The organism is Streptomyces sp. NPDC001315 (genome assembly GCF_042896175.1).
In the GTDB taxonomy this organism is placed as follows: domain Bacteria; phylum Actinomycetota; class Actinomycetes; order Streptomycetales; family Streptomycetaceae; genus Streptomyces.
Genome location: NZ_JBIAWZ010000031.1, coordinates 50217 through 69231 on the forward strand (window position 1 = coordinate 50217; position 19015 = coordinate 69231).

General features: G+C 70.0%; 13 protein-coding genes and 1 riboswitch. Of the genes, 9 read left to right on the forward strand and 4 right to left on the reverse strand.

Translation table 11 applies throughout. The features are described from left to right. Window positions 1-10: 10 nt before the first annotated feature. The 4 genes from nuoL (at window position 11) to recQ (ending at window position 7443) form a co-directional block, all read left to right on the forward strand. On the forward strand, window positions 11-1975 hold the full coding sequence (nuoL, locus tag ACFY16_RS40205; protein WP_390652194.1) for an NADH-quinone oxidoreductase subunit L: 1965 nt from the start codon (window positions 11-13) through the stop codon (window positions 1973-1975). Between the two features lie 5 nt (window positions 1976-1980). Continuing rightward, window positions 1981-3552 (forward strand): NADH-quinone oxidoreductase subunit M, encoded by a 1572-nt coding sequence (locus tag ACFY16_RS40210; protein ID WP_390652195.1) that lies wholly within the window; start codon window positions 1981-1983, stop codon window positions 3550-3552. Continuing rightward, the gene (nuoN, locus tag ACFY16_RS40215) at window positions 3549-5198 is read left to right on the forward strand and encodes an NADH-quinone oxidoreductase subunit NuoN (RefSeq protein ID WP_390652196.1); all 1650 of its coding nucleotides are present in this window, start codon (window positions 3549-3551) and stop codon (window positions 5196-5198) included. The genes ACFY16_RS40210 and nuoN overlap by 4 nt, the downstream gene beginning before the upstream one ends. 262 nt (window positions 5199-5460) lie before the next feature. Further along, window positions 5461-7443: a DNA helicase RecQ gene (recQ, locus tag ACFY16_RS40220; protein ID WP_390652197.1), complete on the forward strand. Its 1983-nt coding sequence runs from the start codon at window positions 5461-5463 to the stop codon at window positions 7441-7443. Between the two features lie 302 nt (window positions 7444-7745). On the opposite strand, the gene ACFY16_RS40225 is transcribed toward recQ, so the two are convergent. Beyond that, window positions 7746-8684, reverse strand: a complete 939-nt coding sequence (locus ACFY16_RS40225) for a M56 family metallopeptidase (RefSeq protein ID WP_390652198.1) — start codon at window positions 8682-8684, stop codon at window positions 7746-7748. Window positions 8685-8990: 306 nt separating this feature from the next. Then, window positions 8991-10211, reverse strand: a complete 1221-nt coding sequence (gene fahA / locus ACFY16_RS40230; protein WP_390652199.1) for a fumarylacetoacetase — start codon at window positions 10209-10211, stop codon at window positions 8991-8993. 253 nt (window positions 10212-10464) lie between these two features. Between fahA and ACFY16_RS40235 the strand changes: the two genes are divergently transcribed. The 4 genes from ACFY16_RS40235 to ACFY16_RS40250 all read left to right on the forward strand — a co-directional run bounded on the left by ACFY16_RS40235 (window position 10465) and on the right by ACFY16_RS40250 (window position 14485). Further along, entirely contained in the window at window positions 10465-11784 is a 1320-nt protein-coding gene (locus tag ACFY16_RS40235) for an ATP-grasp domain-containing protein (protein ID WP_390652200.1), read from the forward strand. Window positions 11785-11811: 27 nt separating this feature from the next. Then, a complete protein-coding gene (locus ACFY16_RS40240; protein WP_390652201.1) occupies window positions 11812-13044 on the forward strand; it encodes an FAD-dependent oxidoreductase in 1233 nt (410 codons plus the stop codon). 127 nt (window positions 13045-13171) lie between these two features. After that, window positions 13172-13633, forward strand: a complete 462-nt coding sequence (locus ACFY16_RS40245) for a carboxymuconolactone decarboxylase family protein (protein WP_351143248.1) — start codon at window positions 13172-13174, stop codon at window positions 13631-13633. A 45-nt stretch (window positions 13634-13678) separates the two neighbouring features. Next, entirely contained in the window at window positions 13679-14485 is an 807-nt protein-coding gene (locus ACFY16_RS40250) for an HAD family hydrolase (RefSeq protein WP_390652202.1), read from the forward strand. A 9-nt stretch (window positions 14486-14494) separates the two neighbouring features. Here ACFY16_RS40250 and ACFY16_RS40255 read toward each other — a convergent pair whose 3' ends face one another. Continuing rightward, on the reverse strand, window positions 14495-14977 hold the full coding sequence (locus tag ACFY16_RS40255) for a transglycosylase SLT domain-containing protein (RefSeq protein ID WP_390652203.1): 483 nt from the start codon (window positions 14975-14977) through the stop codon (window positions 14495-14497). 5 nt (window positions 14978-14982) lie between these two features. After that, window positions 14983-15157: riboswitch (cyclic di-AMP (ydaO/yuaA leader) on the reverse strand. Between the two features lie 384 nt (window positions 15158-15541). Then, a complete protein-coding gene (locus tag ACFY16_RS40260; RefSeq protein WP_390652204.1) occupies window positions 15542-17545 on the reverse strand; it encodes a CocE/NonD family hydrolase in 2004 nt (667 codons plus the stop codon). A 405-nt stretch (window positions 17546-17950) separates the two neighbouring features. Between ACFY16_RS40260 and ACFY16_RS40265 the strand changes: the two genes are divergently transcribed. Beyond that, window positions 17951-18961 (forward strand): polyprenyl synthetase family protein, encoded by a 1011-nt coding sequence (locus ACFY16_RS40265; RefSeq protein WP_390652205.1) that lies wholly within the window; start codon window positions 17951-17953, stop codon window positions 18959-18961. The last annotated feature ends 54 nt before the right edge of the window (window positions 18962-19015 follow it).

Sequence of the window (19015 nt, forward strand, 5' to 3'; positions counted from 1 at the left end):
CGGAAGAATCGTGGAGAACCTGATTGCGCTGCTGATCGCGGCGCCCCTGCTCGGAGCGGCCGTCCTGCTGGTCGGCGGCCGGCGTCTCGACGCCGTCGGCCACTGGATCGGCACCGCCCTCGCGGCCGTCTCCTTCGTGCTCGGTGTCGTCCTCTTCGCCGACCTGCTCGGCAAGGGTGCCGAGGACCGGACGCTGACCCAGCACCTGTTCAGCTGGGTCCCGGTCGAGGGCTTCCAGGCAGACGTCGCCTTCCAACTCGACCAACTGTCGATGACGTTCGTGCTGCTGATCACGGGCGTCGGCTCGCTGATCCACCTGTACTCGGTCGGGTACATGGAGCACGACGAGCGGCGCCGCCGCTTCTTCGGTTACCTGAACCTGTTCCTCGCGGCGATGCTGCTGCTCGTCCTCGCCGACAACTACCTGCTGCTGTACGTCGGCTGGGAGGGCGTCGGTCTCGCCTCGTACCTCCTCATCGGGTTCTGGCAGCACAAGCCCAGCGCGGCCACCGCGGCGAAGAAGGCCTTCCTGGTCAACCGCGTCGGCGACATGGGCCTGTCGATCGCCATCATGCTGATGTTCACCACCTTCGGGACCTTCGCCTTCGGCCCGGTGCTCGGCACCCACGACGAGCCCGGCCTCGTCGGTGACGCCACCGAGGGCAAGCTCACCGCCATCGCCCTGATGCTCCTGCTCGCCGCCTGCGGCAAGTCCGCCCAGGTGCCGCTGCAGTCCTGGCTGGGGGACGCGATGGAGGGCCCGACCCCGGTCTCGGCCCTCATCCACGCCGCGACGATGGTGACCGCGGGCGTCTACCTGATCGTCCGCTCCGGAGCGATCTTCAACGCCGCGCCCGACGCACAACTCGTCGTCACCGTCGTCGGTGCCGTCACGCTCCTGTTCGGTGCGATCGTCGGTTGCGCGAAGGACGACATCAAGAAGGCGCTGGCCGGCTCCACCATGTCGCAGATCGGCTACATGGTTCTCGCCGCGGGCCTCGGCCCCATCGGCTACGTCTTCGCGATCATGCACCTGGTGACCCACGGCTTCTTCAAGGCCGGCCTGTTCCTCGGTGCCGGTTCGGTCATGCACGGCATGAACGACGAGGTCGACATGAGGAAGTACGGCGGCCTCAGGAAGTACATGCCGGTCACCTTCGTGACCTTCGGGCTCGGCTACCTCGCCATCATCGGTTTCCCCGGCCTGTCCGGCTTCTTCTCCAAGGACAAGATCATCGAGGCGGCCTTCGCCAAGGGCGGTACCGAGGGCTGGATCCTCGGTGGCGCGGCTCTGCTCGGCGCGGCCATCACCGCGTACTACATGACGCGCGTGATGCTGATGACGTTCTTCGGAGAGGAGCGTTGGAGGAACCAACCCACCGCCTCTCCGGCCGAACCGAGCGTGGAGCCCGCGGCCGAGCACCACGGTGACCACGCCGAGCCGCACCCTCACGAGTCGCCCAGGTCCATGACGATCCCCATGATCGTGCTGGCCTTCGGATCGGTCTTCGCGGGCGCCCTGTTCAGCGTCGGCGACCGCTTCCTGCACTGGCTGGAGCCCATCACCGGGCACGCCGAGGGCGACTCGCCGGTCAGCGCGACGACGGTCACCCTGGCCACCATGGCCGTGCTCGTCGTCGGTGTCGCGATCGCGTACGCCCAGTACGGGCGCCGCCCGGTTCCGGTCGTCGCCCCGCGCGGGTCGCTGCTCACCCGGGCCGCCCGGCGCGACCTGCTCCAGGACGACTTCAACCACGTCGTCCTCGTACGTGGCGGGGAGCACCTGACGCGCTCCCTGGTGTACGTCGATCACACCCTGGTCGACGGCGTCGTCAATGGCACGGCCGCCTCGGTCGGCGGGCTCTCCGGTCGGCTGCGGCGACTGCAGAACGGCTTCGCACGGTCGTACGCGGTCTCGATGTTCGGCGGTGCGGCTCTTATCGTCGCCGCGACCCTGCTGATGAGGGCGGTCTGATACCGATGTCCTTTCCTCTGCTGACAGCGACGGCCGCGCTCCCGGCCATCGGGGCGGTCGCCACGGCCGCCGTACCGGCCGCCCGGCGCAACGCCGCCAAGGCGCTGGCGCTGCTCGTCTCGCTCGCCACGCTCGTCCTGGCGATCGTCGTCCTGGTTCGCTTCGATCCGGGCGGCGACCGCTACCAGCTCACCGAGTCCCACGCCTGGATCAAGGAGTTCGGGGTGAGGTACGAGCTGGGTGTGGACGGCATCGGCGTGGCGCTCGTCGCGCTGACCGCCCTGCTGATCCCGTTCATCATCCTCGCGGGCTGGCACGACGCCGACCCACTGGAGACCGGAAGCCGCCGCTGGCGGCCGACGCAGGGCTTCTTCGCCCTGATCCTGGGCGTCGAGGCGATGGTGATCATCTCCTTCGAGGCCACCGACGTCTTCCTCTTCTACATCTTCTTCGAAGCCATGCTCATCCCGATGTACTTCCTCATCGGCGGCTTCGGCGACCGTGCCCACGAGCACGGCGAGGAGACGGCGTCGACGCAACGGTCGTACGCGGCGGTGAAGTTCCTCCTCTACAACCTGGTCGGCGGTCTGATCATGCTGGCCGCGGTGATCGGCCTCTACGTGGTCGCCGGGAACTTCAGTCTCCAGGAGATCGCGCAGGCCCGGGCCAACGGTTCGCTGGACATGGCGACCAGCACCGAACGCTGGCTGTTCCTGGGCTTCTTCTTCGCCTTCGCGGTGAAGGCCCCGCTGTGGCCGCTGCACACCTGGCTGCCCAACGCCATGGGCGAGGCCACCGCCCCGGTCGCCGTCCTCATCACGGCGGTCGTCGACAAGGTGGGCACCTTCGCGATGCTCCGCTTCTGTCTCCAACTGTTCCCGGAGGCCTCGAAGTGGGCGACACCCGCCATCCTCGTACTGGCGCTGATCAGCATCGTCTACGGGGCGCTGCTCGCCGTCGGACAGCGCGACATCAAGCGGCTGGTGGCGTACGCGTCGATCTCGCACTTCGGCTTCATCATCATGGGCATCTTCGCGATGACGAGCCAGGGCCAGTCCGGCGCGACGCTCTACATGATCAACCACGGAATCTCGACCGCCGCGCTGATGCTGGTCGCCGGCTTCCTGATCTCCCGGCGCGGCTCGCGGCTCATCGCCGACTACGGCGGTGTGCAGAAGGTCGCTCCGGTACTGGCCGGAACCTTCCTGATCGGCGGTCTGGCGACCCTCTCCCTGCCCGGCCTGGCGCCGTTCGTCAGTGAGTTCCTGGTGCTGGTCGGCACGTTCGAGCGCTACCCGGCGATCGGCATCATCGCCACCTTCGGCATCGTTCTCGCCGCGCTCTACACCCTCGTCCTCTACCAGAGGACGATGACGGGCCCGGTGAAGGCGGAGGTCGAGGCGATGCCGGACCTCAGGATCCGTGAACTCGTGGTCGTCGCCCCGCTGATCGTTCTGCTGATCTTCCTGGGCGTCTACCCGAAGCCCGTCACGGACATCATCAACCCGGCGGTCAAGCAGACCATGTCCGACGTACAGAAGAAGGACCCCCAGCCCGAGGTGGAGGCGGCCAAGTGAGCGCAACAGCCGTCCACAGCCTGTGGACAACCGCGGCCGATCCGATCTCGAAGATCGGCGCGCCGAAGATCGAATACGGGCAATTGTCGCCCACTCTGATCGTCGTGGGCGCCGCGATCATCGGGGTGCTGGTCGAGGCGTTCGTGCCACGAAAGTCCCGTTACTACGCACAGGTGTTCGTGTCCGCTGTCGCGCTCGTCGCCGCCTTCGCCGCGGTCGTCGCTCTGGCGGCCAACGGCTACGGCACCACCAAGGCGCACATCGCGGCGATGGGCGCGATCGCGGTCGACGGGCCGTCCCTGTTCCTGCAGGGCACGATCCTGCTGACCGGGCTGGTCGGCCTGTTCACCTTCGCCGAGCGGCGCCTGGACCCGGAGGCGCACGGCAACCGGGTCGACTCGTTCGCGGCGCAGGCCGCGTCCGTGCCGGGCAGTGACAGCGAGATGGCCGCCGTGAAGGCCGGGTTCACCACCACCGAGGTCTTCCCGCTGCTGCTCTTCGCGGTCGCCGGCATGCTGGTCTTCCCCTCGGCCAACGACCTGCTGACGCTGTTCGTGGCCCTGGAGGTCTTCTCGCTGCCGCTGTACCTGCTGTGCGCCCTGGCCCGCCGCAAGCGGCTCATGTCGCAGGAGGCCGCGGTCAAGTACTTCCTGCTCGGGGCGTTCGCCTCCGCGTTCACGCTGTTCGGTATCGCGCTGCTGTACGGGTACGCGGGCTCGGTGTCGTACGCGACCATCGCGCAGGTCGTCGACGGCACGATCACGAACGTCGACCCGGCGCTCGCCGGCACCATGGGCAACGACGCGCTGCTGCTCCTCGGCACCGCGCTCCTCGTCATGGGCCTGCTGTTCAAGGTGGGCGCCGTGCCGTTCCACATGTGGACGCCGGACGTGTACCAGGGCGCACCGACACCCGTGACCGGATTCATGGCGGCGGCGACCAAGGTGGCGGCCTTCGGCGCGCTGCTGCGGGTCCTGTACGTCGTGCTGCCGGGTCTGCGCTGGGACTGGCGGCCGGTCATGTGGGGCATCGCGGTCATCACGATGCTGGGCGGTGCGATCGTCGCGATCACGCAGACCGACATCAAGCGGCTGCTCGCGTACTCGTCGATCGCGCACGCCGGGTTCATCCTCGCGGGTGTCATCGCGACCACGCCCGACGGCGTGTCCTCGGTGCTGTTCTACCTGGGCGCGTACTCGTTCGTGACGATCGGCGCGTTCGCGGTGGTGACGTTGGTGCGTGATGCGGGCGGTGAGGCGACGCACCTGTCCAAGTGGGCCGGTCTCGGCCGCAGGTCGCCGCTGGTCGCGGCCGTGTTCGCGGTGTTCCTGCTGGCCTTCGCGGGCATTCCGCTGACCTCCGGTTTCGCGGGGAAGTTCGCCGTGTTCAAGGCGGCGGCGGAGGGCGGAGCGGCCCCGCTGGTCGTGGTCGGTGTGATCTCGTCGGCGATCGCGGCGTTCTTCTACATCCGCGTGATCGTGCTGATGTTCTTCAGCGAGCCCCGGCCCGAAGGCCCGACCGTCGCGGTGCCCTCGCCCCTGACGATGACCGCGATCGGAGTCGGTGTGGCGGTGACGCTGGTCCTCGGTGTGGCGCCGCAGTACTTCCTGGACCTGGCGAGCCAGGCGGGGATGTTCGTGCGCTGACCTGCGGCGTTTGCGCGTGGGCCCTGGTCTCTTCGTGGGGATCGGGGCCCTCGTGCGTGCTCAGGGGCGGGATTCGCCGGGCATGCCACCGGGGGCTTCCAGGGGAGGAGCCCGCCGCTCGGGTTCGTCCGGTGGATCCAGGCCTACAGCGTGCGGCTGGACCCCAGATGCTCCGCCCAAGCCTGTGGATAACTCCGGCGCTGTCGGTGCGGACCCCTATCGTGGACGCAGTGGTCGAGGAAGACGTACGGGGGACAGGACGATGGGCGGGACGGGCGGGATCAGGGAGATGCCAGAAATGACGGACAGCGAGGCGCTGGCCACGCTGCACCGGGTATTCGGATACGGAGCCTTCCGCGGCGAGCAGGAAGCGGTCATCGAGCACGTGGTCGCCGGCGGGGACGCCGTCGTCCTCATGCCGACCGGCGGCGGCAAGTCGCTGTGCTACCAGATCCCGGCCCTGGTCAGACCCGGTACGGGAATCGTCGTCTCCCCGCTCATCGCGCTGATGCAGGACCAGGTGGACGCGCTGCGGGCGCTCGGGGTGCGCGCGGGGTTCATGAACTCCACACAGGACTTCGACGAGCGGCGGACGGTCGAGGCCGAGTTCCTCGCCGGCGAGCTCGACCTGCTGTATCTGGCGCCGGAGCGGCTCCGCCTCGACTCCACGCTGGACCTGCTCTCCCGCGGCAAGATCGCCGTCTTCGCGATCGACGAGGCGCACTGCGTGTCCCAGTGGGGCCACGACTTCCGCCCCGACTATCTGGCGCTCTCCCTGCTCGGCGAGCGCTGGCCGGACGTGCCGCGGATCGCGCTCACGGCTACGGCCACGCGCGCGACGCACCGGGAGATCACCCAGCGGCTGAACATGCCGACGGCCCGGCACTTCGAGGCGAGCTTCGACCGGCCCAACATCCAGTACCGGGTCGTGTCCAAGACCGACCCCAAGAAGCAGCTGCTGAGCTTCCTGCGCGAGGAGCACGCGGGCGACGCGGGCATCGTGTACTGCCTCTCGCGCAACTCGGTCGAGAAGACGGCGGAGTTCCTGTCCCGCAACGGCGTCGAGGCAGTGCCCTACCACGCAGGCCTGGACTCGGGCACGCGCGCGGCACACCAGTCGCGGTTCCTGCGGGAGGACGGGCTGGTCGTGGTCGCGACCATCGCCTTCGGGATGGGTATCGACAAGCCGGACGTGCGGTTCGTCGCCCACCTCGACCTGCCCAAGTCGGTCGAGGGCTACTACCAGGAGACGGGCCGCGCCGGCCGCGACGGACTCCCTTCGACCGCCTGGATGGCGTACGGACTCAACGACGTCATACAGCAGCGCAAGCTGATCCAGTCCGGCGAGGGCGATGAGGCGTTCCGTCGCAGGGCCGCCGCGCACCTGGACTCGATGCTGGCGCTGTGCGAGACCGTCGAGTGCCGCCGCGGGCAGCTCCTCGCCTACTTCGGCCAGGACCCGGACCCGGCGGGCTGCGGCAACTGCGACACCTGTCTCACCCCGCCCGAGACCTGGGACGGTACCGTCGCGGCCCAGAAGGTGCTGTCGACGGTGGTGCGGCTGCAGCGGGAGCGCGGGCAGAAGTTCGGCGCGGTGCAGATCGTCGACATCCTGATGGGGCGGCGCACGGCCAAGGTGATCCAGTTCGACCACGACCAGCTGTCCGTGTTCGGCATCGGCGAGGAGCTGACCGAGGGTGAGTGGCGCGGCGTCGTACGGCAGCTGCTGGCGCAGGGGCTGCTCGCGGTCGAAGGGGACTACGGCACGCTGGTACTGACCGAGGCCAGCGGGTCGGTGCTGCGGCGCGAGCGGGAGGTTCCGCTGCGCAAGGAGCCGAAGAAGCCGGCGACCACGCGGACCGCCTCCTCGTCCTCCGGCCGGGGCGAGCGCAAGCCCAAGGCCGCCGCGGTCGAGCTGCCCGAGCAGCTGCTGCCCGTCTTCGAGGCCCTGCGTGCCTGGCGTGCGGAGCAGGCCCGCGAGCAGGGTGTCCCGGCGTACGTCATCTTCCACGACGCCACGCTCCGGGAGATCGCCATGGCCTGGCCCACGACCGTGGCACAGCTCGGCGGAATCAGCGGGGTCGGCGAGAAGAAGCTGGCGACATACGGGGAGGGCGTGATCGCGGTGCTGGCCGGCCTGGATGGGGAGCCCAAGGCGGAGTCGGCCCCGGCGGGCGACGCCGATCGGGGTGCGGACGACTGGCCCGAGATGGACGCCGAGCCGGACACCGACGACTGGATATAGCCCGCCGAGCGGTGGGCTCACTGAGTCGCTGGAGCCGCTGAGCCGCCGAGCCCGACTCCTACGACCGGGTACAGGGTGGGTTGCGCGGCCCGGCGCTCAAGGGGTGCCGCCGTTCTGTGGGAGGGGCGCTGCCTCAGGCGGCATGCATGCCCGCGGCAGGAGGAGCGAGGCCGGCGTGGTGTTGGGGGGCGTCGGGCATTCATCCGTGCTGCCGCCCGCGCCCACCCGGGCTGCCCGCCCAACGACGACCTCATGCGGCCGGAGCAGGCGAGTCAGCCCAGTGCCGTCGGCCAGCAGGTAAGTCACCCCAGTGCCGTCAGCCCCGGGGCGAGCGTGATCAGGAGGGGGAGGAGAGGGATCAGGGCTGCCACCGTCGTGGTGAGGGCCCTGTCTCTGCGGCCCAGGCGTGGGCGTGGTTCGAGGAGGCGGTCGACTCGTTCGCCCAGGAGCCGGTGACTGGAGGCGCAGGAGAGGACTCCGCGGTGTTGGTTCAGTTCGATGAGGGCCAGGGCGGTGGTCAGGTGGCCGCAGCGGCGGGACGCCGTGTCGTCGGCGGCGAGTTCCACCAGGCGGTGCGTCTGGTCGCAGAAGTGCGCGAAGAGGGGGATGCGGGGGAAGCCGGTGGCCAGGGCCGTGGACAGGTGCAGCAGCCAGTCGTGGTGGGCGCGGGCGTGGTCCCGCTCGTGCGTGAGGACGGCGTCCAGCTGGTGCGCGGTGAGGCGATGCAGGGCGCCGGTGGTGACGATCAGCTGGGGCGGGTGGCCGGGCAGCCACCACGCGTCGGGGTACTCGTCCTCCAGCACCAGCAACGGCCCCCGGGCGGCGGGCAGGCCGGCCGGCAGGTCGGGGGCGCGTTCGCGCAGTTGGGCGCGGGCCTGGCCGCGGCGGCGCCGGGCCTCGGCCAGTTCACGGGCGAGCATCGCCGTGGTCCAGGCGGCACCGCAGGCCAGCAGCAGGGTGAGGGCGGTCGCCCAGGGCGGCGTGGCGGAGAGGTCGTACGCCTCGGTCACAGCCTGCGGCGCGGGGGCGAAGACCTGGACGCGGACGGTGTGGAAGACGGCGGCGGCGCTCAGCGCGAGGGCCGTCAGACAGCACAGCAGCACAGTGGCGACCAGGCACTGCCACACCCACAGCGCGACCACGGGTTCCCGCTCCGGCCACACGGCCCGGGTCAGCGCACGCGGAACCGGCACGGCGGCCGCCAGGGCGACGACGCTCAACAGGAGCAGGCAGACGGTCATGCCATGGGCTCCGGATCCTGATCGGAGGGGGCGGATATACGGACGCGCGGGTGAAGCGGGGTGCGGGGGCGAAGCGCGGTGTGCGGGTGAAGCGAGTGAAGCAGGAAGAGCGGGTGTGCGAGTGGAGCGGGTGTGCGAGTGGAGGGTGTGCGGATGGAGCCGTTGGGCGGCGCGGCGGTGGGTGCGACAAGCGTGTCGTCCGCCCACCGCCAGTATGAGGGCGGCGGACGCGGGAGTCAGGGCCTCGGCGGCGGACGGTCGGCGCCTACGCACCCCTACCGGTCAGTTCCCCGGTACCACCCGAGGTCAGTTCCGCGGTACCACCCGCCCCGTCACCTCCCCGAGTCCCACCCGGAGCCCGTCCGGTCCCGGTGCCCATGCCGTCATGGTCACCACGTCGCCGTCCTCCAGGAACGCCCGCTTGCCGTCGGGGAGTTCGAGGGGATCACGGCCGTTCCAGGTCAGCTCCAGCAGGGAGCCGCGCTCGCGTTCGGTCGGGCCGCTGACCGTGCCCGACCCGTACAGGTCACCCGCCCGCAGCGAGGCGCCGTTCACCGTCATGTGGGCGAGCTGCTGGGCGGCGGTCCAGTACATGGTGGAGAAGGGCGGCTCGGACACGACGTGACCGTTGATCGCGACGGAGATGCGCAGATCGTAGCCGCCGGGCTCCTCGCCCGCGTCGTCCAGATACGGCAGCAGCGCGTGCGTCCGCGTCGGCGGCGCCACCCTCGCGTCCTCCAGCGCGTCCAGCGGTGTGATCCACGCCGACACCGACGTGGCGAAGGACTTGCCGAGGAACGGGCCGAGAGGGACGTACTCCCACGCCTGGATGTCGCGCGCCGACCAGTCGTTCAACAGGCACAGGCCGAATACGTGGTCCTGGAACTCCCCGAGCGCCACCGGCCGGCCAGGCTCCGACGGCGCCCCCACCACGAAGCCGACCTCGGCCTCGATGTCCAGGCGTACCGACGGGCCGAAGACGGGCACCTCGTCGGTGGGTGCCTTGCGCTGGCCCGACGGCCGTACGACGTCCGTGCCCGACACCACGACCGTCCCGGACCGCCCGTGATAACCGATGGGCAGGTGCTTCCAGTTCGGGGTCAGCGAGTCCGTCGCGTCCGGGCGGAAGATCTGCCCGACATTGCGGGCGTGGTTCTCGGAGGCGTAGAAGTCGACGTAGTCGGCGACCTCGAAGGGCAGGTGCAGGGTCACCGACGACAGGGGGTGGAGGAACGGTTCGAGGGCCTGCTGGTGGGCCGGCACCGTCACCCACGCCGTCAGCGCGCGTCGCACGTCCGACCACACCGTGCGGCCCGCCGCCAGCAGCGGGTTGAGGGTCGGCCGTGCGAGCAGGGAGGCGTACGGCGAGCCGAGCGCCAGGGCCGCGGCCCCCGCGTCGAGGACGTGGTCGCCGAGCCGGACACCGACCCTGCGCTCGGCGGAGTCCGAGCCCGCGGGGGAGAAGACGCCGTACGGAAGGTTGTGCGGGCCGAAGGGATCGCCCTCGGGGACGTCGAAGGGGGGCATGGGTGCTGCCTCACTCTCGGATGCGTGCGGTGCGTTCCGTCTGGTCGTGCCACACGGTGCGTTCTGTGTGGTCGCGCCACACGTTACGGCTGAGTTGCCTGTCTTGGGCAGTGTCTAAAGAGTTTGCAATGTCCGATTTAGGGTTGTGGGAGGCCCCAATTCCGGCTTAGCGTCCTTTGGGGGACACGGACGGGGTGGGTCCGGTCCGTAGGGGGGACACGTGGGGGGACCCGTGGCCAGGAGCACCAGCAGCGTGCCTTTCGAGGCCGACCGTGACGTGCCGGGCCTGATAGTGAAGTTCGGTGACTATCCGCTGCACCACGGCGGTGTCGGAGCGATCCGCAGCCTGGGCCGCCTGGGCGTCCCGATGTATGCGATAACCGAGGACCGATACACGCCGGCCGCCGCCTCCCGCTATCTCGAGCGCGCGTTCGTCTGGCCGACGACAGGCACGGAGGAGCCGGAATACCTGGTGGAGGGTCTGCTCCGGATCGGCCGCCGCATCGGCCGTCCCGCCGTCCTCATCCCCACCGACGAGGAGGCCGCGGTTCTGATCGCCGAGCACCAGGACACGCTCGGCGACCGCTTCCTCTTCCCGCGGGTCGAGCCGGGCCTGCCGCGCCACCTGGCCAGCAAGCAGGGCCTGCACGAACTGTGCGTGGAACACGGCATTCCCAGCCCGTCGGCGGCCTTCCCGCAGTCCTACGACGACATCGTCGCCTTCGCCGAGAAGGCGCGCTTCCCGGTGGTGGCCAAGAACCGTGAGGCGTTCGTACGGCGCAAACGACCGGCCGTGAACGGGACGACGAGGATCGCCACCCGCGAGGGCCTGCTCGCCCTCGCCCGCGACTGGGGCGAGCACCCCGGAGGTCCCGGCGCTCCCGAAGGTCCCGGCGACCCCGGTGTGATCCTCCAGGAGTACCTGCCGAGGGAGCAGGCCGAGGACTGGATCGTGCACGCCTACTTCGACCAGGACTCGACCCCGCTTGCGATGTTCACCGGTGTGAAGGTCCGCTCCTGGCCGCCGCACGCGGGCATGACGGCGAACGCGTACGTCGTCGACAACCCGGAACTCGCGGACCTCGCCGCACGTTTCATCAAACAGATCGGCTTCACCGGAATCGTCGACCTCGACCTGCGCTTCGACCGGCGCGACGGACAGTACAAACTCCTCGACTTCAACCCGCGCGTGGGCGCCCAGTTCCGGCTCTTCGAGAACGAGTCGGGTGTGGACGTCGTCCGCGCCATGCATCTGGACCTGACCGGCCGCACCGTTCCGGAGGGGGAACAGCGGGCCGGCCACCGGTACATCGTGGAGAACATCGACCTGCCCGCCCTGCTCGCCTACCGCCGCAGTGGCTATACGACGCCGCACGCACCGGCACGGGCGAGCGGGACGGAGCTGGCCTGGCTCGCAGGTGACGACCTGCGGCCGTTCTTCACGATGCTCGCGCGCTTCGTGCGGCCGGGCGCGAAGCACCTCTATCAGCTGTGGCGCACCAACCGCCGCGGCAGCAGCACCAGCACCAACAGCACCGACAGCACCAGCACCGACAGCACCAGCACGAAGTGACGAAGTGACGTCCTGGGGAGGGACTTCGTGATCCAACCGGTAGCAGTCATCGGCGCCGGGCCCTTCGGCCTGTCGACCGCCGCCCATCTGCGGGCGCGCGGCATTCCCGTCCGCGTCTTCGGCGAGCCCATGGTGAGCTGGCGGGACCACATGCCCGCGGGCATGCTCCTGAAGTCGACGCCCGTGGCCTCCAACATCGACGCCCCGCAGCACGGCCACACCCTCGTCGACTACTGCGACGCGGCCGGCATACGCCGACTGGTGACGGACGAGGACATCATTCCCGCCGACACCTTCATCGCCTACGGCCAGTGGTTCCAGCAGAAGCTGGTGCCCGAGCTGGAGCGGGTGCGGGTGGTCTCCGTGGACCGTAAGACCAGCGGATCCCGCGGATCCGGCGGATCCGCCGGATCAGGGTTCGAACTGAAGCTGGACTCGGGCGAGTTGTTCACCGCCCGGGCGGTCGTCGTGGCCACGGGCCTGTCCGGCCTGTCCCACCTGCCCCCGGAACTGGCCGCTGCCGCGGCGGACGGTCCCGCGCCCACCGGCCCGCTCTCCCACAGCTCCCAGCACCACGACCTCAACCGCTTCTCCGGCAAGGAGCTCATCGTCGTCGGCGCGGGCCAGTCCGCACTGGAGACGGCGGCGCTCGCGGCGGAGGCGGGCGCGCAGGTGCATGTGGTCTCGCGCGGCCGCGGCCGGGTGGCCTTCGGCGCACCCCCCTGGAAGCAGCCGAAGCTGCGCCCCGAGTCCCCCTTCGGCCGCGCCTGGTCGCTGTGGGCGCTCAGCTACTACCCGCACCCCTATCGGTACCTCCCGGCCCAGACCCGCCACTACCTGGTCCGCCGGATCCTCGGCCCGCTCGGCGCGTGGTGGCTGCGCGACCGCTTCGAGGGAAAGGTGCAGGTCAGCGAGGTGGCGCAGATCGTCGGGGCAGGGGCGGCGGACGACCGTACGACGCTGACGGTCGCCCCTCACGCAGGCGGCACCCGGCAGTTGTCCGCCGATCATGTCATCGCGGCGACCGGCTATCGGGTGGACATAGCGGCGATGGACTTCCTCGGCCACGAGCTGCGCACCGAGCTCGCGGTGAGCCGGGGCACCCCCAAACTCGGCGCGGGATACGTGTCGTCCGTGCCCGGGCTGTACTTCACCGGTCTCCCGGCGGCGGCCTCGTACGGCCCGGTGATGCGCTTCGTGTGCGGGACGGAGTTCGCGTCCCCGCGGCTGGCGAAGCATCTGGCTGCGGCGCACGGCTGAGAGGGAGGACCAGAAAGAGTTCCGCCGGCCTGTCACATCACATGCCTCCGCTCCGTCAGTGCAGTGACGGCAACTCGTCACTGCACACGGACACGACGGACCCGCAAGACACACAGGAGGCAGCACCATGCAGGCACGGATGACCAACCCCGCGTACGTCCTTCCGACCGCGATGAAGGGCATCGGCACCCTCTTCCAGGCGATCGGCGAGGCCGGCCTGGCGCAGGACCTGGCGGAGATCGTCGGGCTGCGCGCCAGCCAGATCAACGGCTGCAGTGCCTGTGTGCACGGGCACACGGTCAACCTGCGCAAGGCCGGCGCGAGTGAGGAGCGCATCGCCGCCGTCTCCGCTTGGCGGGAGGCGCCCTACTTCACCGACGCCGAGCGCGCCGCGCTGCGGCTGACGGAGAAGGTCACGCGGCTCGCCGACCGGTCCGAGGAGTCGGTGCCGGACGCACTGTGGGACGAGGTGGCAGACCACTTCGACGAGAAGGAGCTGTCCGCGCTGATCCTCACCATCTCGGTCACCAACATGTTCAACCGCATCAACACCACCATCAAGGAGCCCGCGGGCACCACTTGGGGCTGAAAACGGAGGTGAGTCGAGGGGGCGCGGTGTCCGTATTCTCTGATCATGGCCGCTCCCCTCGCATTCTCACTCATCGCCACCGACTTGGACGGAACGCTGCTCCGCGGCGACGACACCCTCTCCGAGAGGTCTCTCGCCGCGCTCGCGCGGGTGGCGGAGGCCGGTGCCCAGCACCTCGTGGTGACGGGACGCCCGGCTCCGAGAGTGCGGCCGCTGCTCGACGACCTCGGCTGCACGGGGCTCGCGGTGTGCGGGCAGGGCGCGCAGTTGTACGACGCCGGCGCGGACCGTCTGCTGTGGTCGGTCACCCTGGACCAGGAACTGGCCGAGACCGCGCTCGGCAAGATCGAGGCCGAGGTGGGGCAGGTGTACGCGGCCGTGGACCAGGACGGGGTCGACGGCCTCACGCTCATCGAACCCGGCTATCTGATGCCCCACCCGACCCTGCCCGCGGTACGGGTCGGGCGGCGCGAAGACCTGTGGGGCGAGCCCATCAGCAAGGTCCTGCTGCGCCATCCCGCCCTGACCGACGACGAGTTGGCCGTGACGGCCCGCTCCGTGGTGGGCTCGCTGGCGACGGTCACCATGTCGGGGCCGGGGACCGTCGAGCTCCAGCCGTGTGGCATCACCAAGGCGACCGGCCTGGCGCTGGCCGCCGAGCACCTCGGTCTGGGCGCCGAACGGGCCCTCGCCTTCGGCGACATGCCCAACGACATCCCCATGTTCGACTGGGCCGCCCATGGCGTGGCGATGGCCAACGCCCACCCGGAGCTCAAGGCCGTGGCCGACGAGATCACCCTGTCGAACGAGGACGACGGCATCGCCGTCGCCCTCGAGAGACTCTTCCCCTGACGGGACCGGTCAGTACGCGCCGAACACGTTGTCGATCGAGCCGTACCGCGCGGCGGCGTAGTTGCAGGCGGCCGTGATGTTCGCGACCGGGTCGTAGATGTTCCACGACGTGCCGGACACGTGGTACGCGTTGAAGGTCGGGTCGATGACCTGCAGCAGGCCCTTGGACGGGATTCCCTTCTTCGCGTTGGAGTCCCAGAGGTTGATGGCGGCCGGGTTGCCGGACGACTCGCGGATCACGTTGCGGTAGATGCCGTTGTAGGTCCCGGGGATGCCGTGCTGCGCCATGACGGCGAGGGACTCCCGGATCCAGCCGTCGAGGTTGTTGGTGTACGTCGTCGCGGCCGCCGGGGCGGCGGTCACGGACGTGCTGGTGGCCGCGGAGGCGCTGGTCGCTCCGAGGAGCGGAAGGGCGAGCACGGCCGCGCCGGTACCGGCGACGGCGAGGGTGCGGACGAGACGGGCGCGACGGTTCTGACCGGCAGCGGACATGTCTGAATTCCTCTCCGGCGCCTACGAGGTGAGCTGTCGGGTTCGGGCTGGGAGCTGCCCGGCCGCGCCGCCCTGCGGCGACACGACTTAACCCCTAGCCGTTCCGGTGCGATGCCCGGTCCGGCGGCTTACCTGGGTCCCCCGCTCCTGCCCTACGAGTGAGTTCGTTGATGGTGGTGACGGGCGGCGGCAGGATTAGGCGTCCACCCGACAGGCCGGGAACGTATGCGAGAGCACATGTCCGGAACAAGTGCCGGAATCACACCTCACCCCAGTTGACCTTGGTCTGAGGCATTTGGGGTGCTTGATCCTTTGCAGTCGCCAAGGGTCAAATCGCTTGCGGCGAAAGGGGAGCGGGGGGTTGGTGGGGGGTGTGACCATCTGTCGGCTCGCGTGACCCAACTCACTGTTTGCCAGCCCGTAGAGCATTTACCGCTAAGGGGAATTCATCTAGCAATCACGGCAAATCGGGCATGGGTGTTCGAGGGTCCCGTGCTCTCAGGGTGGCGGGGATTCTGGGAGTTCCAGGGAGGTTTGGGTCGACTCGGGTGGTTTTGGGTGGTTTCACGGATTCCGGGGAATCCGCTTCTCCCACGTCCGGTGGAACACCACCTCGCCACCCTCCGTGCAGATCACCTCGTCGGTGGTGACGAAGTCCGCCGCCTCGCAGCCGATCTCCGAGCGGGTCCGGACCGTCGTGTCCCACGCCAGGTCGGGGCGGTGCAGGCGGATGAACCAGTCGGAGCGGGTGCGGGCGGAGAGGGGGTCCCTCTCCTGGATCGTGTACGTCTCCAGCGCCTCCTCGGTGAACTCCAGCCCGTCGGGATACACGCGCGTGCCGCCGTAGCGCGGGTCGACCTCCAGCCGCCACTCGCCCTTCGCCACGTCGCGTACGGCCAGGCGTGCGGGGCGTGGTTCTTCGAGGGTGGCGGGGAAGTTCACTCCCAGGGGGTCGGCCTGCTCGGGCTCCTCGAAGGAGATGTCCGCCGACTGCCGTGTGCGCACGGGCAGTTCGAGGACGCTGCCCGCCGGATCCAGGGTGAGGCCTGCCGCGGAACCGGGCTCGGGCCAGATCCACGGCCAGTACGCCGAGGAGACGGCGAGGCGGATGCGGTGGCCGGGCGGGAAGGCATGGCCGATCCCGGTCAGCTCGAAGGTCACGTCCTCTGCGGCGCCCGGGGACCACGGCACGGACCGGTCCCGGCCCAGCCGCGCCGACAGATTCAGTACGCCGCGCGTGACCAGGGTCGACGAGCCGTCGGGCGCCACGTCGCACACCCGGGCGATGACCTGGCCGCGCGGCGCGTCGGAGGTCAGCCGCAGCCGCACCCGGGGCCGTCCCAGCACCCAGGTCTCCTCGGCCACCGCGAACTCGAAGCACACCGAGCGCCCGTCCTCCTCGCGCTGGTCGGGCGGGAGGTCGGCGTCGTCGCCGAAGGGGAGGAAACGGCCCGCGTCGACTCCGGTGTGCATCGGGGACCGTACGAGCACGGGAGCGCCCCCGAGCTGGTACGTGACCGTCGTCACGTAGGGGGAGGGCCAGGCCGGCTCGCCGACCCAGCGGCCCGGCAGCGTCTCGTACGCCGTGGCCGGAGGGTGGGAGTCACTGACGTAGGCGCGCAGGAGCGGTACGTCGAGGGCGCCCGTCTCCCGTCCCTTCAGCCAGTGGTCCCACCAGCGCAGCGTCTCCTGGAGGAAGCCGATCGCCGGGCCGGGCGGCAGACCGCGGTCGGGGTACTGGTGCGACCAGGGGCCGATCAGGCCGCGTACCCGGTCGGCGGGGAGGTGTTCGACCAGGCGCAGGACGGTGTCGCGGTACGGGTCGTGCCAGCCGCCGACGGCCAGGACGGCGGCGCCGATCGCGCCGTAGTCCTCGCAGACGCTGCGCTGCCTCCAGTAGTCGTCCCGCGTCCGGTGGGCGAGCCAGGTGTGGATGAAGGGCTGTACCTCCTCCAGCCGTCCGAGCCACATGTCCCGCCAGGCCTCACCGACGTACTGCGGGTCGGGCGGGCGGGCGACGAAGGCGAGCATCGTGGCCGCCCAGGCGTGCATGTCGACGGCGAGGACGGAACCTCCCCGGTAGTGCACGTCGTTGTCGTAGTGGTCGTCCGTGGAGCAGACCGTGACGACCGCCTTGAGCGGCTCGGGCGCGAGGGCCGCGATGTGGAGGGAGTCGAAGCCACCCCAGGAGATGCCGAACACGCCCACCTTGCCGTCGCACCAGGGCTGCGCCGCCAGCCAGTTCACCACCTCGGCCCCGTCGGCCGGGTACACCGCCGAGTACGGGTCCGTGGGGATGCCCTCGCTGTTGCCGTGGCCGCGGACGTCGACGCGGACGGAGGCGTAGCCGTGGCCGGCGTACCAGGGGTGGCGCTGGTGGTCGCGGGGCGCCGTCCAGTCGGTCAGGCGGTACGGGAGGTACTCGAGGAGCGCCGGTACGGGCTCGCTCGTCAGGGGACGCCACACGCGTGCGTACAACCGGGTTCCGTCGGGCAACGGGATACGGAGGTCCTCGTGGGTCGTCTCGTAGGGGAAGGACGTACGGATGCGCGGGTTCGGCGGGCTCATCGCGGTGACCTCGGCGGACGAGGTGCACCGTGCGGCTCGTCCTGCGGCGCGGCGCGCTGCGCATCGTGCGGGGCGTCGTGCGGCACATCGCGTACGGCGCGAGGGCGGACTCGGTCGGGTGCTTTCGGCCGACCGGGTGACGGCGCCCGGCGACGTACGGCTCGGAGCACGGATCCCTGCTTCCTCGTATGCCGACAATCTTTGTGATGTCGGCAGAATTCTATGAAAATCTGTCCTTATCAACTGATCAGAAACATACCGGGCGTGATCCGGTACCGCCTGGCCTGTAACCGTGGGGGCTATCGGTGATCGAAACGTGACCGGATACGCTGACTTGAGTGGTGGCAGCGACCTATCGACAAACCGTGTAAGCGCCAGTGGACACCAGCAGACAGGAGACCCCTCGTGACCGTCGTCGGGCCGTTCGGGCTGAGCGTGCGGGACCAGGCTCTGGAAGCCGATGTCCAGGCCGGGATGGCGGCTGTCGAGGAAGGCTTGCTCGAGGCCACCAAGAGTGAGGTCCCCTTCATCACGGAGGCCGCGCAGCATCTGGTGCGGGCGGGCGGGAAGCGTTTCCGGCCGCTGCTCGTGATGCTCGCGGCGCAGTTCGGGGACCCGTACGCGCCGGGAATCGTGCCCTCGGCGGTGGTCGTGGAGCTGACCCACCTCGCCACGCTGTACCACGACGACGTCATGGACGAGGCCGAGGTGCGGCGCGGGGTGGACAGCGCGAACACCCGCTGGGGCAACTCGGTCGCGGTCCTCACCGGTGACTTCCTGTTCGCGCGGGCCTCGCACATCCTGGCCGACCTCGGGCCGGAGGCGGTGCGGGTGCAGGCGGAGGCGTTCGAGCGGCTCGTGACCGGGCAGATCCTGGAGACGGCGGGGCCGCAGGACGGGCGGGACCCGGTCGAGCACTACCTGGATGTGCTGGGCGGCAAGACCGGGTCGCTGGTGGCCGTGTCGTGCCGGTTCGGGGCGATGATGTCCGGGGCGGACGAGACGGTCGTGGACGTGCTGACGCAGTACGGGGAGCGGCTGGGAGTCGCCTTCCAGCTGGCCGATGACGTGCTGGACATCGCGTCGGACTCCCGTGAGTCCGGGAAGACGCCCGGGACGGATCTGCGGGAGGGCATCCCCACGCTTCCCGTGCTACGGCTGCGGGAGCGGGCGGAGCGGCTGGGGCTGGCGGAGGATGTCGCACTGTGCGAGCTGCTGGACTCCGACCTGAGTGACGACGCCCGGTTGGCGGAGGCGCTGGGGGCGCTGCGGGCGCATCCTGCGCTGGAGCAGGCTCGGCGGGACACCGTGCGGTATGCGGAGGAGGCGCGGGCTGCGTTGGCGCCGTTGCGGGAGTGCGACGCGAAGAGGGCGTTGGTCGAGGTGTGCGACGCGGTGGTGCATCGGGCGGGGTAGGGGGTTTTGCCCACCCACCCACCCGCCCGACTCGGTCGGGTGGAAGGTGACCCT

Excerpts from the sequence above, each read along its gene's own strand:
- ACFY16_RS40210 (WP_390652195.1), top strand. The coding sequence starts at position 1,981 with ATGTCCTTTCCTCTGCTGACAGCGACGGCCGCGCTCCCGGCCATCGGG.
- recQ (WP_390652197.1), top strand. The coding sequence starts at position 5,461 with ATGGGCGGGACGGGCGGGATCAGGGAGATGCCAGAAATGACGGACAGC.
- ACFY16_RS40225 (WP_390652198.1), bottom strand. The coding sequence starts at position 8,684 with ATGACCGTCTGCCTGCTCCTGTTGAGCGTCGTCGCCCTGGCGGCCGCC.
- fahA (WP_390652199.1), bottom strand. The coding sequence starts at position 10,211 with ATGCCCCCCTTCGACGTCCCCGAGGGCGATCCCTTCGGCCCGCACAAC.
- ACFY16_RS40245 (WP_351143248.1), top strand. The coding sequence starts at position 13,172 with ATGCAGGCACGGATGACCAACCCCGCGTACGTCCTTCCGACCGCGATG.
- ACFY16_RS40250 (WP_390652202.1), top strand. The coding sequence starts at position 13,679 with ATGGCCGCTCCCCTCGCATTCTCACTCATCGCCACCGACTTGGACGGA.
- ACFY16_RS40255 (WP_390652203.1), bottom strand. The coding sequence starts at position 14,977 with ATGTCCGCTGCCGGTCAGAACCGTCGCGCCCGTCTCGTCCGCACCCTC.
- ACFY16_RS40260 (WP_390652204.1), bottom strand. The coding sequence starts at position 17,545 with ATGAGCCCGCCGAACCCGCGCATCCGTACGTCCTTCCCCTACGAGACG.